The following is a 15,678-nucleotide window of genomic DNA, read 5'->3' as shown; positions in this document are numbered from 1 at the left end:
CATGTTTCCTTGTTCGAGGTGATCCCGAGCCTCAGCCGAGGCTGGAGGCGAGTTCGAAGATCGGCAGGTAGAGCAGGATCACGACGGTGCCTACCGTCGCCCCGACGGCCAGCATCAGCACCGGCTCGAATACCTTGCTCAGCAACTCCACCGAGCGGTCCAGCGCGGCGTCGTGGAAATGCGCGATCTGCTCGCACATGCCGCCCAGGTCGCCGCTCTGCTCGCCCACGCGCAGCAGGCGCTCGGCCACCGAGGTCGTCAACTGCCGGCTGGCCAGCACGGCGGAGACGGGCAGCCCCGCGCGCAGGTCCACCAGGGCCGCCGCCAGGCCGGCCCGATAGGGCTCGGGCAGCAGCCTGCCGGCCATCTCCAGCGCCGCGATGGCCGGCGTGCCGCCGTGGATCAGCAGGCCGACCGTGCGATAGAAACGCGTCAGCGCGAACAGCCGGCCGGCTTCGCGCAGCTTCGGCAGGCGCCAGATGAGCTGCCGCGCGGCGCGCTGCGCCGCCTGCGTGCGCAGCGCCAGCCCGATCGCCGCGATCGAGCCCGCCAGCGCCGCCCACACCAGCGCGCCGTGCCGCGCCAGCAGGCCCGACCAGGCCAGCATCAGCCGGGCGGTCGGCGGCAGCGTGCTCAAGGCCTCGAACACGGCGGAAAAGCGCGGGATCACGAAGAAGGCCATGAACAGCAGGATGCAGAATCCAACGCCGATCACCACGCCCGGATACACCATCGCCCCCGTGACACGCTTCCTGATCTGCTCGATGCGATGCTCGTACTGCTGGTAGCGCCGCAATACCTCGGGCAACTGGCCATTGCCTTCCGCCGATTCGATCGTGGCCACCAGCAGGGCCGGAAAGATCCCGGGCTGCCTGGCCAGCGCCGCCGAGAACGGCTGGCCCTCGACCATCACCGCCAGCACGCGCCCGATCACCTGCTGCGCCTGCCGGCCGCCATCGCGCTTGCCGTGCAGGGCCTCGAGCGCCTCGATCAGCACTAGGCCGGCATCGAGCAGGCTCGAGAGTTCCTGCAGGAACAGCGCGAGCGCGAATCTCGGCTGCCGCCGCGCGCCGCCGAGCCGGCGCTGCCTGCGCACGTCGAGCACCACCGCCGGCGCCGCCGAGGCGCGCAGCCGCGCCCGCAGCTCGGCCTCGTCCGCGGCCTCCATCGCCTGCGTCGCGAGCTGGCCGTCGCGCAGCAGGCGCACCCTGAACATCGGCATGCTCATCGCCTCCAGTCGACCAGCCCGGCCAGGCTGGCCGCGCGGTCGTGCGTCAGTTGCCGGTAGGCCCGCCAGACCTTGTCGACATAGGCTTGCCGGGCACGCGCCCTGGCCGGCGAGGCGCCGGCGTTGTAGGCGCCCACCGCGTTCCAGGTGGGCCCGAGCCGCTCGATGAAGCCGGCCAGGATCGCCGCACCGGTATCGATCGAGGTGCAGGGCTCGGCCAGCAGCCGCTTGCGCGTGATGCCGGCCTTGTGCAGCCGCGGCAGGTGCGTGCTGTTGATCTGCATGAGCCCGATGTCGGTCGTGCCATTGCGATTGCGGTTGACGGCGGCCGGATTCATCGACGACTCCACCCGGGCGATCGCCGCCAGCAGCAGCGGATCGATGCCGTACTTGTCGCCGGCGCGGGTCCAGCAATCCTGCGCGAGCGCGCCGCCCGGCTGCGCCAGGCACAGCGCGCCGGCCGCCAGGGCCGCCCGCCACGGGCCGAGAAGTCGATAGGGCCGGCAAGGCTCAAAGGCCATGGACCAGGTCGCCATCCACGCCCTCCCCGCCTTCGCGTGCGTCGCGCCCGAGCGAGACGATTTCGGCCTCGCCGTCGCGGCCCGGCACGTTCCATCGATAGGGGCGCCCCCAGCCGTCGTTCGGCACCGCCTTCGCCAGGTAGGGGCCGCTCCAGCCCTCCAGGTTCCGCGCCGGCGCCACCAGCACGCCGAGCCCTTCCTCCTGCGTCGGATAACGGCCGGTGTCGAGCCGGAACTGCGTCAGGGCATCGGCCAGCGTCGTCATCTGCGCCTGCGTTGCCTTGACCTTGGCCTTGTCGACCTGGGAGAACAGCTTCGGGCCGACATAGGCGGCCAGCAAGGCGATGATCAGCAGCACCACCAGCAGCTCGAGCAGGGTGAAGCCCTGCTGCCGTCGCGGCGTCAATTCATGAGGTTTCATCTTCACGGCGGGAATTCGCATCGAAAATCGGAGCGCCGAGTATTGGTTCGATGCAACAGGCCATCAAGATTCCTCAACGATTCATCAAGGATCCCGCCGCCGCGCCTTCGTGCTTTGAGAATGCCTTGAGAATCGTTGCAGCCGCATCCGGTTCCAAAGAAGAATCCGCTCCGTCCCTGCGACCCGGTGTCGACAAGGACCCTCGAACTCTTCCTCAGGAACGACTTGGCAACATGAAGAACACTCAGCCTGGACGCTCAGGCATCCATAACAAGCTCTCCCCGGCGAACCGCAACGCGCGCCTGGCCATCGCCATGGCCAGCGCGCTCTGCTTCGCGAACGCCGCGTTCGCCGCGCCCGGCGCCCCCGCGCTGAAGGCCTGGGAGATCACCTCCAAGCCGCACGGCTTCGTGCAGATCGAGCTCGACAAGGCCGGCGCCGTGCCCTACAAGGAGCTGGTCAGGATCAACAAGGCCGTCGACGTGCCGCTGCCGTTCGACATCTACTACAACGGCACCGCCGTGAAGGCGCTGGCGGTGGTCGACGGCGTCGCCGACGAGGCTTCGGCGATCAGCATGACGGGCACCGGCGGCACGCAGAAGGGCAGCGTGGTCGCCCACGTCACGCGCGCCGGGAAAAAGCAGATGCAGGTGCGCGTGTTCGACGACAAGGGCGCCTTCACCGACAGCGCGCCGCTCGAGGTGATGGTGTTCGACACCACGCCGGATCTGGCCGACGACCTGCCGGACAACGCCGACAAGGCCAATCGCGCCTTCCGCAACACCTCGGGCTCGGTGGTGGGCAGCTACTTCGCGACCTGGTCGATCTACGGCCGCAAGTTCAGCGTCGACCAGGTGCCGGTGGAGAACCTGACCCACATGCTGTACGGCTTCGTGCCGATCTGCGGCGGCGCCGGCATCAACGATTCGCTCGCGGCGATGGGCGGCACCTCCTACAACGCGCTGCAGTTGTCGTGCCGCGGCCTGCCCGACTTCAGCGTCGCGATCCACGACGGCTGGGGCGAGATCGGCGCGACCCTGCCGGGCCAGTCGGCCAGCTCGAAGCTCAAGGGCGTGCTCGGCCAGATGATGGCCGCCAAGAAGCGCAACCCCGAGCTGAAGATCCTGCCCTCGATCGGCGGCTGGACCCTGTCCGACCCGTTCCATCACCTGCACGACGCGAGCAAGCGCCGGGTGTTCGTCGACTCGGTCGAACAGTTCCTGCGCACCTGGAAGTTCTTCGACGGCGTCGACATCGACTGGGAATTCCCCGGCGGCAAGGGCGCGAATGCCTCGCTCGGCGATCCGCTCAAGGACGGCCCGCTCTACGTGACGCTGATGAAGGAGCTGCGCCAGATGCTCGACCGGCTGTCCCGCGACACCGGCAAGACCTACCAGCTGACCTCCGCGATCGGCTCCGGCGACGACAAGATCGCCGTGGTCGACTATCGGGAGGCGTCGAAGTACATGGACTACATCTTCGACATGAGCTACGACTTCTACGGCGCCTGGAGCATGAGCGACCTCGGCCACCAGACGGCGCTCAACGCCCCGGCCTGGCGCCCGGACACGGCCTACACCACGGCCAATTCGGTGCAGGCGCTGCTCGCCCAGGGCGTGAAGCCGGGCAAGATCGTGGTGGGCGCGGCCATGTACGGGCGCGGCTGGACCGGCGTGTCCGGCTACCAGGGCGACAACCCTTTCACCGGCACCGCGCGCGGCCCGGTCAAGGGCGATTGGGAGAACGGCATCCTCGACTACAAGAGCATCGCCGCGAAGATGGTCGGGCCCGGCGGCCACGGCATCAACGGCTACGAATACCATTACGACCAGAGCGCCGAGGCGCCCTATGTCTTCAACAAGGCGAACGGCGACCTGGTCAGCTTCGACGACACCCGCTCGGTGGCCGCCAAGGGCGAGTACGTGCGCAAGCTCGGGCTCGGCGGCCTGTTCTCCTGGGAGATCGATGCCGACAACGGCGACATCCTGAATGCGATGCACAGCGGCCTTGGCCACGAGGCCAGGGACGGTTCGGCCCCCAACCGGGCGCCGCTCGCGCGCACCGGCGGCGACCTCACGGTCGATCAGGCGCGACGCGTCACGCTCGACGCCTCGAAGTCGAGCGACCCGGAAGGCGGCAAGCTGCGCTTCGCCTGGAAGCAGGCGAGCGGCCCTGCCCTGTCGATCGCGAACGCGGGCAGCGCGAAGGCGAGCGTCGAGATCCCGGCCGTCAAGACCGATACGCGCTTCGTGTTCGAGGTCACCGTCACCGACGCGGGCGGCCTCGATGCCAAGGCGCGCACCAGCGTGCTCGCCAAGGCGAGCGCCTCGGGCGGCCACGGCGAGCCGCAAGAACCGTCCCAGCCCGGCAAGAACCACCCGCCCGTCGCGCATCTGAGCGGCCCGGACACGGTGCAGGCCGGCGAGTCGATCAAGCTGTCGGCGGCCCGATCGAGCGATGCCGACGGCGACAAGCTCGGCTACCGCTGGCTCATGCCGGCCGGCTTCCCCGCCGCGAAGAATCAATCGACGCTGACCGTCGAGGCGCCCGAACTGGCGAGCGACACGCGCCTGAGCTTCACGGTGGAAGTCAGCGACGGCAAGCTGTCCTCGCGCGCGACTCATACGGTGCTGGTCAAGGCGCGGCAGCAGAAACCCGGCGGGGGCAATGGCGGCAGCAGCGGCAATGGCAATGGCGGCAACGCCGGCCAATATCCCGCCTACCAGCAAGGCACGCCCTACAAGGCCGGCGACATCGTGTCGAACGGCGGCAAGCTCTACCGATGCAAGCCGCATCCGGCCACGGGCTGGTGCGCCGGCGCGGCCTGGGCCTATGCGCCCGGCACCGGCAGCGCCTGGCAACAGGCCTGGGACCTGCACGGCGACGCCGAACCGGGCAAGCCGGCGCAGCCCGGCGAAAACCACGCGCCGGTCGCGAAACTGAGTGGGCCGGACAGCACCCGGGCCGGACAGGCCGTCACCTTGTCGGCCGCCGGATCGAGCGATGCGGACGGCGACCCGCTGAGCTTCAAGTGGAACGTGCCGGCCGGCATCCGGGCCAGCCAGGACGGCGCGACGCTGCGCTTCGATGCCCCCGAACTGCCGCGCGACACCAAGTTCGACTTCTCGGTCAGCGCCAGCGACGGCAAGCTCTCGTCGAGCGCCCGTCACACCGTGCTGGTCAAGGCGAAGCAGGCAGGCGGCAGCGAGGGCGGCCAGTGCGCCGCGGCCTGGCAGGGCGGCAAGCCCTACACGGGCGGCAGCCGGGTCCAGCACCAGGGGCGTCTCTACGAGGCGCGCTGGTGGACCAGCAACGAACCGGGCAGCCCCGACACCACCGGCCCCGACTTCAGCGGCAAGGTATGGAAGGACCTGGGCGAATGCGGCAAGTAAGGCTTGAATCGCGCTGATCCGGACCGAGTCATCCGGTCGCTGCAACACCACCGCTGCCACCCGGGCGATCCGGATGGCAGCGGTTTTTCCATCCGCGCCGAGATGAACCTCGGCCGCGCCAGCGGGGCGCCATGGCTCGGACACGTCCTAGACGATTCCGGGAGATTTAGGACAGGTCCAATGCTTTCGGTCTTGCCGTCTTCGTACATTGACGAAACCTCGCCCTGTCCATTCCCCCACATCCATGGCCCCGTCCTCTCTCGACGTCGTCCTCGCGGACCACCAGCCCACCATGCTCGCCGGCCTCGCCACCGTGCTGCGCGAGATCGACGGATTGCGCATCGCGGGGAGCGCGCAAAGCCCGCCCGACCTGATGGACGTGCTGTCGCGCGTTCCCTGCCGGCTGCTCGTCACCGACTACTCGCTGCCGGATGCGCACTCGAGCGACGGCTTGTCGATGCTCGCGCGCATTCGCAACCGCCACGCCGGGCTGCGCATCGTCGTCTTCACCTCGCAGATCAACGCCCGCTTCGTCGATCAGATGCGCAGGATCGGCATACGGGCGATCGTCAGCAAGTCGGATAGCCTGGATCACCTGGTGGCGGCGATCCAGGCCGTGCTCGCCGGCGGCCACTACCATTCGCCCGGCATTCCGCTCGCGCAGGCCGAAGACATGAGGCGCGGCCGCGGCGTGACGAGGTCCGAGCTGGAGGTGCTGCATCTCTACCTGTCCGGCCTGTCGATCACCGAGATCGCGAGCCGCCGCAACCGGAGCAAGCAGACCGTCAGCGCACAAAGGCTGCGCGGCATGCGCAAGCTCGGCATCGAGCGGAACGCCGATCTGTTCCGGATGCTTCACGAGAACTGCGACAGCCTGTTCGACTCGCTACACGGCTCAATGCCGCCAAAAAAACAATATTCGACAGGCACTACCGCATCGACCCCAATTCAAGTATCTGACTCGTCTTCTTGCAAGGGAGGTGTCTAGAAAAAATAATCGCTTTCGGCTCGCGCACGCCCTTACACCCAAACCCGCAAACTCAACCGATCTCCATATTCGACATCGTGATAAGAATCAAAAAAATCTCATCAGCAATCCTCTGCTACAGCCTCATGCAATCGGCGGCGATGGCCGGCACCTCGGCCACACTCACGGTAACGGGACGGATCTCACCGCCCTCGTGCAGCATTTCCCTCGAGAACAACGGCCGCCTCGATTTCGGATCGACATCCTTCAACAGCCTGAATATCGATGGCACGCAACTCGCGCCGAAGACGGTGGCCTTGAATATCGTCTGCGAGGCCCCGACGCGCGTCGGCCTGGCGGTGGTCGATTCCCGCTCCGCCTCGAAGATCGCCCAGGCCGATGTCGCCAGTTCACGTTGGGCCAGCGCGCTCGGCGACGACTGGATCTTCGGCCTCGGCACCACCGGACCGAATGACCAGGTACGAATCGGCGGCATGATGATCGGCTTCCAGGACGGTACCGTCCGACTCGACGAAGCCAATGCCAAGGTCATGGCCAGCACCAATCGCTCGTCCTGGTCGAGCGACGCGAAAAGCCAGTATCTCTCGCCCAAATCGACCACCTCCTGGTCCAGCAGCGGCGCCGACACGCCCCTGGCGGCCAAGCTCGTCAACGGCACGCTAGTCGTCACGCCGACCATCGCGCGCACCGTGTCCTTGCCGAGCGCCGACACCATCGAACTCGACGGCAGCGTCACGCTCGACCTCGTCTATCTCTGAAGAGGCACTTCATGCATTGGAACTGGAATCCGCGGCAAGCGGCCCGCACCATCGTGCTGGGCGCGTCCTTGTCGATCTGCCCGATCGCCGGTTGGGCCGCTGGCGATCCGCCGGGCACCGGCAGCGCGATCCTGACGATGACGGGCCGGATAACGCCACCGGCCTGCAGCCTCGATTTCTCGAATCATGGCAACGTCAACTTCGATCGAGCCTATAGTTCGCTCGACGCGGATGGCACGAAACTCGAGGCGAAGTCGATCGACCTGGCGATCCAGTGCGCGATGCCAACCCGGCTCGGCATCACGCTGAAGGACATGCGAGCGGCGTCGAGGATCGCGACCGGCGACGTCAGCCACCTCGCATGGGGCAGCAGTCCGGTCGCCGCCCAGAACAACGGGGCATATGCGGTATTCGGCCTCGGCACGGTATCCGGTACCGACGGACAAGCCGTCAAGATCGGTGCCTTCATGATCGACATCGGCAAGGTCACGGTCGACGGCGGTAGCGGAGTGGCGGCCATGACGGATCAAAACTCCCGGCTCACCACCGGCAATCCCAATCCTTACTTCGGCACCTGGCTCGTCCATGACGGCCACAGCTACGGCATGTATACGTTCTGGAAAGGCTCGTACCCGCTCGGCGGCCAGACCCCGGGAGGTATTACCACCGCCAGCATGACGCTCGACATCGTGCCGACCATCGCAAGGAAGGCCTCGCTGCCGATCCGGGATGAAATCCTGCTCGACGGCATGGTGAATTTCGAATTGCGGTACCTCTAGCCGCATCGGGCGCGCGACAACTGTCGCGTGCCCATCCGCCGGGTCTTCCCCTCGCCGGGGTCCACCCCGGGCAAGCTCCCGGCTCCCGCCCCCATCCCGCTGACATCCCGCCGCGCGCACTCCCTGTCGCGCGACGATTCCGGCCGACTCGCCGCATGAAGACTATGCCCCCCACGATACGATCTCGCGCCGCTCGCGGCCTCCTCGCCCTGCTTTGCCTGGCTTGCGCCGACGCCCGGGCCGGCGGCCCGCTGCCGGAAACCTCGGTGGTCCTGCTCAGCGAGGCCGAGGAAGGCGGCAGCATCAAGGTCACCAACACCGATCCCACGCCCATGCTGCTGACGACCACCATCCAGAACCTGGCCGAGGACGATGACAACTTCGTGGTCGCCACGCCGCCGATCGCACGCGTCGAACCCGGCAAGACGCAACTGATCCGGTTCATGCTGACCAACACGCGCTCGCTCGGCAACGAACGCATGAAACGCGTGATTTTCGAGGGCATTCCGGAAACGGCGCGCGAGGCGCAGACCGTGCGCATGACGGTGCGCCAGAATCTGCCCCTGCTGGTGCTGCCGAAGGACCTGCAGAGAACGCGCACGCCCTGGACCAGGCTGACCCTGCAACTCGATCGCGACACGGTTCGGCTGAGCAATCCGAGCCGCTACGTGGTCCGTCTCGACCAGCAGGTCCGGATTCTGCCGAGCGCCGCCGCCGCGGTCCTGGCGAAGCCGTACATCCTGCCCGGCGAGACCGTGTCGATCCCCCTGCCGGCTCACGTGGCGGCGGACTCGGTCGACGGCATCCGGCTCTTTCCGGCCACCGTCTATGGGTACATGAGCGATAGCTACGTCCTCGAGCGACGCTGATTCACCGCCGTGGTTTCGCCAAGCATCCAGCCTCATGCCGGCCCGTGCCTCGCCGGTGTCTGCAGCACACGCACGTGCCCATCCTCGCCATCCCCCGCTGCACGGAAAACCGCGGCAGGTCGCAAGTGCCTGCTGCGCCATTCGTCATCGGCTGCGTTCGCGCTCGCCGGCATGACGGCATGGCTTCCCGCCGACGCGGAACCCACGCGTTTCGATCCCGAGGTATTGCGCTCGCGCGGCATCGATCCATCGATCGCCGCGCATTTCAGCACCGCCTCCCGGTTCCTTCCGGGCCGCAACCTGGTCGAACTCAGCGTCAACGGCAGCACCGTCGGCCGCCACCCGGCGCATTTCGACGCCGAGGGGCGGATCTGCCTGAGCGACGCGCTGCTGCGCCTTGCCGGATTGAGGCCGGTGCCGTCCTCCGGCAAGACCGCGAACCCTGCCGCGCCGTCTCGCGCCGATCGTCTCGCGCAGCCGGTTGCCTTGGATTGCCGCGCATTTCTCGACGCCTTTCCGACCACCGCCGTCCATCTGCTGCCCGAGCAACAGGCGGTCGAACTGGTGACGCCGCCCGAGGCCGTCGCGGCACGCGCGGCGCCGTCCCCCGTCTACACCACCGGCGGCGCGGCCGCGATACTCAACTACAACGTGCTGGCCGGCTACAGCCGATCGATGGGCGGCACCAACCGGTTCCTGCAGGGTTCGGTCGAGTCGGGTTTCAATTACCAGGGATGGGTCGTGCGCAGCCAGGACGCCTTCTCGATGCGCGACGGCAGCCGGCAATGGAGCCACGTGCAGGCCTACGGCCAGCGCAGTTTCACCGGATATCGCACGGCACTCCAGATTGGCCAGCTCATGGCGCAGGGCGACATCACGGGTGGCGCGCCGATCACGGGCGTCCAGATCGCGCCCGAGCAAGCGCTGCTGCCTCGCGGCAGCGGCAGCCCGATGATCCAGGGCATCGCCCATTCGCAGGCCCGCGTGGAAGTGCGCCAGGGCGGCATCCTGATCCATTCCACCGTGGTACCGCCGGGCCCTTTCTCCTTTTCCGAGCTGCCCTTGCTGTCGACCCGCCGCGACGTGACGGTCGAGGTCATCGAGGCAGACGGTCGGCGGCACGGTTTCTCGATTCCGGCCGCCGCCGTGCAGCCGTTGAATATCGGGCCGCCGGCCGGCTTCAGCATGTCGTTCGGCAAGCTCCGGGATCTCGGCGGCGCAGGCCCCGCGCCATGGCTTGCCAGCGTGGCCCACGGCTTCGCCCTGGGCAGCCGGGTCAACCTGAGCCACGGCGTGACGCTCGCGAGCGGCTATCGCGCACTCGGCATTCGCCTCGACGCGCAACCCGCCGGCTGGCTCGGCACCAGCGCGCAGCTGGTCGGCGCAGATAATCCGCGCATGCATGCCCGCGGCGTGAAGGCCACCTTGCTGGGATCGGCCCGGCTGGCCGCCGGCTTCTCGATGGACGTCTCCGAGACGCGTCAGTCGCGCGGATATTCGGACCTGCTCGACATGCCGCGACCTGCCTTGCCAAGCTCGCCCGGTCACGCGATCGCGCAGGGGCTCGACCGCGACCGGCCCGAAGTCCGGCGCACCATCGGCTTGTCGTGGTCCGGCGCCGCGCTGGGCAACTTCAACCTCAGCTATGACGGCACACGCTTCTTCCACGGCCTCGCCTCGCGGCGCTTGTTCGTCTCCTGGGGCAAGCGCCTGGGCCTCGTCAATCTGTCCATATCGGCCGAGCGTGCACTGGGTGCGCGTCGAGACGGGCACGATGGCGACAATCTGTACGTCAGCGCCTCCTTCGCGCTCGGCCGCCATGACACGGCGATCTACGGAACCCGCTCAGGCACGCGACGCGGCGTCGGGGTCCGCACCGGCGCGGCGCTCGGCGATCATGCGAGCTACTCGCTCTCGGCCGAGCGGGACAACCCGGGCACCGCGCCCTCGGCCAGCGCCAACCTGAATCTCACACCGCGTCATGTCCAGCTCGCGCTCGGGTCCGCCGTCGCCGCCGGGAGCAACTCGTGGTCGGTACAGGCGAGCGGCGCCGCGGTGTGGCACGCCGATGGCCTGAGCTTCTCGCCCTATCCGGTGCGCGACACCTTCGGCATCGCCACCGTCGGCCGGGTCGCGGGTATCGCGCTGAACACCCCGGCGGGCAAGGTCTGGACGGACGCCCGGGGACGCGCGGTGATTCCCTCCTTGCCTGCCTACGGCGGCGCGCAGGTGGAAGTCATGGTCGCGTCCCTGAAACGCAACATGGATCTCGCCAACGGCTATCGACGCATCCATGCCGCGCGCGGCGCGGTCGGCAAGCTGCAATTCGCGATTTCGACGGTACGGCGAGCGCTGCTGAACGTCACCGCGGAGGATGGCGGCGGCATCCCGCAAGGCTCGGCAATCGTCGACGCGCAAGGTCGGCTGGTCACCCTGGCCGGGGCCGGCAGCATGGTTTTCCTGCCCGATCTCACGGAGCAGGCCCTGTTCGCCCGCCATCCGGACGGCGCGAGCTGCCGACTGGAATTCGCGATTCCTCATCAAGCCCCGGCCGACAGCGTCTACGAGCGCATCGACGCCGTATGCCGAACCGTGTCGCCGGCCCGCTCCCACACTCCATGAATCCATGACATTCCTGCTGCCCAAGCCCGGTATCGCACTTGCCCTGATCGTATTCGAGGCCGCCTGCCTGGCCGCCGAGCCGGGCTTCGCCCGATCGTCCGAATCCCATGCCGCCGCGACGCACGCCCGCTGCGAGCTTCGTCTCTCCCGGCCGCACCTGGACTATCCACGCCGCGCCGCCGGGGAGCTCGTCCCGATCGCGCCCGGCATCGTCACCTTCGGCACCCAGGCAGGCTCGCTCTCGGCCGTCTGCGCGCAGCCCGCCAGGCTCGCGCTGCGCCTGCATGGCCAGGCCGGCCCGGCAGGACTGGCCGGTTTCGGCAAGGACGGCGCCCTGCGCGTGCGCCTCGGCGATCTCAGCCTGGACGGCAAACCCGCGTGGCTGGAGAGCGACGCGGCGCCGGGCACCATCGCGAACGAAGTCGCCTGGCTACCCGGCCAGACCTTGACGGTGAGGATGCCCGACGGCGTCATCCCCGGACGCAGCTTGTCCGGACGCCTGAGCATCGAGGCCGTGATGCCGCTCGCCGGCACCGTCGCGATCGACGAAATCCTCAGCCATGCGCAACTCGTCATCGAATTGCTCGGCGATTCGCCATGACATGCGCCCCCTGGCTTCCCGCGCATCGGACTCCGAGCCCCCGCGACAGTCACCATGAAGATCCGCCTGATCCTCGCCGACGACCATCCCACGGTCCTGTCCGGCATGCGGCATGAAATCGGCCGGGCCCCGACGCTCGAGATCGTCGGCCTCGCCGCCAGTGCCGGCAAGCTGATCGCCCTGCTGGACGCCACCGTCTGCGACGTGCTGATCACCGACTACATGATGCCGGGCGGCGGCTTCCCGGACGGTTTCCCCTTGCTGCTGCACCTGCGGCGCAACTGGCCGGACCTGAAGATCGTGGTGTTCACCACGGTCGACAATCCAGGCATGCTGCGCGAGATCGTCGGCATCGACGTGCAGTCGGTGCTGAGCAAGCTCGACGACGCCGACCACCTGATCTCGGCGGCGCATTCGGTCTATGCGGGTGCCAGGTATTACTCGCCCAGCGTGAGGGACGCGCTGCGCGGGCAGCGCATCGCCGACACGCTGAGTTCGCGCGAATTCGAGGTGATCCGGCTTTACGTGGCCGGGCACACGATCGGGGAAATCGCGCTGCGGTTGAACCGCGCGAAGCAGACCGTCAGCGCGCAGAAGGTCAGCGCGATGAAGAAGCTCGGCATCGAGCGCGACGCCGAGCTGTTCCATTACGCCTTCGAGATCGGCTTGTCGCCGCCCGGCACGAACCGCTGGAGCAGCCTCGATTGAGCGCACGGAAAATTCCTCGCTCATGCCTGCCGACGGCCGCCTCGGAAACGCGAAATCCCCCTAGAATGCAGCGAGGTTTTCTGCCCTCCCCTTCATCTCGACAGGAGTCCATATCTTGGAACCCACCTCCACCTCGGCGCTGGAACGGCGCCTGGCCATCATCGAAGACAAGCTCGCGATCTACGAGCTGATCGCCTCCCATCCGCTGAGCGCCGACACCGGCCACGGCCCGTTCTTCCCGCATGTCTACACGGAGGACGCCGTGTTCGATCGCGGCACGGCCGCACCGGGCGCGGTGGGCCGCGACGCGCTGGTCGCGCTGGTGGAGAGCGAGGCGCACAAGCAGGCGCTCGACGGCGGCCTGGCGCATTTCGGCAACCTGCCGCGCATCGAGCTGGACGGCGACACAGCCTTCGTGACCTCCTACCTGATGCTGGTGCGATTCGATCGCGACAGCCCGGAGACGGAGCTGCCCAATCACGGGCTCTCGCGCGGCCACCGGATCTTCCGCGTGCTGGCGAACCGCTGGACCGTGGTGCGCACCGCCGAGGGATGGCGCGTCAAGACGCGCAAGCTGTTCCCGATGGACGGCAGCGCGCCGGCGCGCGGGCTGCTGCACGAGGCGCTGCCGGAGTAAAGGACGACCGGCGCCGTCCCGCTTATGCACGGGACGGCGCCGGCGCGACGATCCCCCTGCAAGCTTGCGCGCGCAACGATCGCGCGCGGCCCGAGCCGGCTTCGCGACACGCTCGGCCCTGCCCTCAAGCCGCCCCGCGCCGCGCCTGCTTCACTTGCAGCCAGACCGCGGAAATCAGGAAGTACACCGCGCCCACCGCCGCATAACCCGCGATCTTGACGATCGGCGGCGGCACCGTGATCTCGCTCTGCACGATGAAGAAGGTACCGGCCAGGGCCGACTGGGCGCCGCTCAGGACCATCGCCCATTGCGCGCCGAAGCGCCGCCAGCGGCGGATCGCGGTGCCGAGCTGCAGCAGGCCGGAAAGAATCGCCCACACGCCGAACACCGTCAGCACCGCCGACAGGCCCGAGCCCAGCGCCAGCAGCACCGCGACGGTGGTCAGCGCGCTGATCGCCACGTTGCTGGCCTGGGTGGGATTGCCGCTCATGCCGCCGCCGCTGCGCGAGAGGTCGACGAAGTTGGCCAGCGCATCCCAGGCCGGGTAGATGACCAGCAACACCGCCGCCGCGGCCGGGCTCTGGCGGCCGACCGCGAAGGCCAGCGCCACCCAGATCACCGAGAACAGCGCGCGGGAAAAGTAGTAGCGTTTGAGCCAGTGCTCCTGCTGGGTGCTGCTGGCATCGAGACGAGGTTGGGACATGCATGCTCCTTGGCAAAGCCGGTTCGCGAGCCGGACGGCCCGCATGCTTGCCAGTATCGCCAGCGCCCGGCGGCCAAAACATCGGTCGATTGACCGATGTTTTGGCGCCGCGCGCGCAGCGCGGCGCCGTGGCGGAACCCGAATGTCCGATATCATCGGCAATCCGGCCGCACCCGCTCGCGGGCAGCATGCCGGATCCTTTGCCATCCCGATCACTTTTCATGTCCGACCCGATATTCGACCTCGACGCCGGCCACGCCGCGTTGCGCATCTTCGATTCCGTGCGGGCGCTGGCCTTCATCGGCGACCTGAGCATGGGGCAGCCGACCGATCACTCGCTGCGCACCGCCTGGCTGGCGGCACGGCTCGCGCACGCGGCCGGCCTCACGGCCTCGGTCGGCGACACGGTTCGCGAGGTGTCGCTGCTGCGCTGGTCGGGCTGCACGGCGAACGCGGCGGGTTTCGCCGAAGTGTTCGGCGACGACATCGCGATCCGCAACGACATGCTCGAAGGCCGGCCGGAGGCGACCGAGGCGATCGTCCGCGCCGGTGCCGGCGCCGCCTTGATGCCGCTGGCGCAGATCCATTGCGAGGTGTCGGGCGAGGTCGCCCGCATCCTCGGCCTCTCCACGCAGACCGAGACGGCGCTGCGCGCCATCTTCGAAACCTGGGACGGTCGCGGCGTGCCCGCGCAACTGGCGCGCGAGGACGTGCCGGTCGCCGTGCTGGTGGTGGCGCTGGCCGGCGACCTGGAGGTGCTCAGCCGCGCGCACGGCATCGAGGCGGCGCTGGCGCTGATCGCGCAACGCGCCGGGCAACGCTATCCGGCCCATCTGGCGGCGACCGCCGCGCGGCACGCCGAGCGCTGGCTCGCCGAGCTGGCCAGCGCGGCGCCGGCCGATTTCGAGCTCGCGCTCGCCACCACCGACATGCAGCGAACCGGCTCGGCGGCGCTGGTCGCCGACGTGATCGACCTGAAACTGCCCTGGATGACGGGCTTCTCGCGCGCGGTCGCGGCCACCGCCACCGAATGCCACGCGCGCCTGGCCGGCGACACCGCGGCGCGCGCGCTGGTCTACCGGGCCGGCCTGATCCACGGCATCGGCCGCGCCGCCGTGCCCAACGAGATATGGAACCTGCCCCGCGCCCTGCCCGCCAGCGCCTGGGAAAAAGTGCGGCTGGTGCCTTACTGGACCGAACGCGCCGGCCGGCAGACAGGCAGCCTGGGCGAGGCCGCCGCGCTGGCCTCGCAGGCCTACGAACGGCAGGACGGCTCGGGTTACTTCCGCGGCCTGCGCGGCGCGGCGCTGAGCCTGGAAGCGCGCGTGCTGGCCGCCTCGCTGGCCTGGGTCGCCCTGCGTTCGCCGCGCCCCTGGCGCGCCGCGCTCGACGACGAGCAGGCCGCGCGCTGCCTGCGCGACGAAGTCGAGCAAGGCCGCCTATGCGGCGAG

General features: G+C 68.6%; 14 protein-coding genes. 10 read left to right on the top strand and 4 right to left on the bottom strand.

What is annotated here, in order from left to right; all coding sequences use genetic code 11:
* Positions 1-31: 31 nt before the first annotated feature.
* From F3J18_RS07740 to gspG, 3 genes are read right to left on the bottom strand one after another with little or no spacing between them, the layout of a single operon-like run.
* Positions 32-1,222 carry a type II secretion system F family protein gene (locus tag F3J18_RS07740; RefSeq protein WP_166912353.1) on the bottom strand — a complete coding sequence of 397 codons (1,191 nt, stop codon included), beginning with the start codon at positions 1,220-1,222 and terminating at the stop codon, positions 32-34.
* A 2-nt stretch (positions 1,223-1,224) separates the two neighbouring features.
* Positions 1,225-1,764 carry a lytic transglycosylase domain-containing protein gene (locus F3J18_RS07735; protein WP_240154660.1) on the bottom strand — a complete coding sequence of 180 codons (540 nt, stop codon included), beginning with the start codon at positions 1,762-1,764 and terminating at the stop codon, positions 1,225-1,227.
* Complete coding sequence (gene gspG / locus F3J18_RS07730) at positions 1,739-2,170, bottom strand: type II secretion system major pseudopilin GspG (protein ID WP_166912424.1); 432 nt, start codon at positions 2,168-2,170, stop codon at positions 1,739-1,741. The genes F3J18_RS07735 and gspG overlap by 26 nt, the downstream gene beginning before the upstream one ends.
* Before the next feature lie 233 nt (positions 2,171-2,403).
* Between gspG and F3J18_RS38530 the strand changes: the two genes are divergently transcribed.
* The 9 genes from F3J18_RS38530 to F3J18_RS07685 all read left to right on the top strand — a co-directional run bounded on the left by F3J18_RS38530 (position 2,404) and on the right by F3J18_RS07685 (position 13,524).
* Positions 2,404-5,562 carry a glycosyl hydrolase family 18 protein gene (locus F3J18_RS38530; protein WP_166912351.1) on the top strand — a complete coding sequence of 1,053 codons (3,159 nt, stop codon included), beginning with the start codon at positions 2,404-2,406 and terminating at the stop codon, positions 5,560-5,562.
* Positions 5,563-5,806: 244 nt separating this feature from the next.
* Positions 5,807-6,550: a response regulator transcription factor gene (locus F3J18_RS07720; RefSeq protein ID WP_275691138.1), complete on the top strand. Its 744-nt coding sequence runs from the start codon at positions 5,807-5,809 to the stop codon at positions 6,548-6,550.
* Positions 6,532-7,308 (top strand): DUF1120 domain-containing protein, encoded by a 777-nt coding sequence (locus F3J18_RS07715; protein WP_166912347.1) that lies wholly within the window; start codon positions 6,532-6,534, stop codon positions 7,306-7,308. The genes F3J18_RS07720 and F3J18_RS07715 overlap by 19 nt, the downstream gene beginning before the upstream one ends.
* Before the next feature lie 11 nt (positions 7,309-7,319).
* Positions 7,320-8,087 (top strand): DUF1120 domain-containing protein, encoded by a 768-nt coding sequence (locus tag F3J18_RS07710; protein WP_166912345.1) that lies wholly within the window; start codon positions 7,320-7,322, stop codon positions 8,085-8,087.
* Between the two features lie 155 nt (positions 8,088-8,242).
* The gene (locus tag F3J18_RS07705) at positions 8,243-8,956 is read left to right on the top strand and encodes a fimbria/pilus chaperone family protein (RefSeq protein WP_345891828.1); all 714 of its coding nucleotides are present in this window, start codon (positions 8,243-8,245) and stop codon (positions 8,954-8,956) included.
* A 171-nt stretch (positions 8,957-9,127) separates the two neighbouring features.
* The gene (locus F3J18_RS07700; RefSeq protein ID WP_166912343.1) at positions 9,128-11,578 is read left to right on the top strand and encodes a fimbria/pilus outer membrane usher protein; all 2,451 of its coding nucleotides are present in this window, start codon (positions 9,128-9,130) and stop codon (positions 11,576-11,578) included.
* 4 nt (positions 11,579-11,582) lie between these two features.
* Positions 11,583-12,179, top strand: a complete 597-nt coding sequence (locus tag F3J18_RS07695; protein ID WP_036056730.1) for a hypothetical protein — start codon at positions 11,583-11,585, stop codon at positions 12,177-12,179.
* A gap of 54 nt (positions 12,180-12,233) precedes the next feature.
* Complete coding sequence (locus tag F3J18_RS07690; protein WP_166912341.1) at positions 12,234-12,887, top strand: response regulator transcription factor; 654 nt, start codon at positions 12,234-12,236, stop codon at positions 12,885-12,887.
* Between the two features lie 115 nt (positions 12,888-13,002).
* Positions 13,003-13,524: a nuclear transport factor 2 family protein gene (locus F3J18_RS07685; RefSeq protein WP_036056732.1), complete on the top strand. Its 522-nt coding sequence runs from the start codon at positions 13,003-13,005 to the stop codon at positions 13,522-13,524.
* Between the two features lie 124 nt (positions 13,525-13,648).
* On the opposite strand, the gene F3J18_RS07680 is transcribed toward F3J18_RS07685, so the two are convergent.
* Complete coding sequence (locus F3J18_RS07680; protein ID WP_166912339.1) at positions 13,649-14,227, bottom strand: DUF308 domain-containing protein; 579 nt, start codon at positions 14,225-14,227, stop codon at positions 13,649-13,651.
* Positions 14,228-14,448: 221 nt separating this feature from the next.
* Between F3J18_RS07680 and F3J18_RS07675 the strand changes: the two genes are divergently transcribed.
* Positions 14,449-15,678, top strand: a 1,230-nt coding sequence (locus tag F3J18_RS07675; protein ID WP_166912337.1) for an HD domain-containing phosphohydrolase, incomplete at its 3' end; no start/stop codon positions are given.

Source organism: Burkholderia sp. Ax-1720 (assembly GCF_011753035.1).
Taxonomy (GTDB): domain Bacteria; phylum Pseudomonadota; class Gammaproteobacteria; order Burkholderiales; family Burkholderiaceae; genus Burkholderia; species Burkholderia gladioli.
The sequence above is the reverse complement of the archived record's forward strand: the minus strand, read 5'-3'. Positions and strand labels throughout refer to the sequence as shown.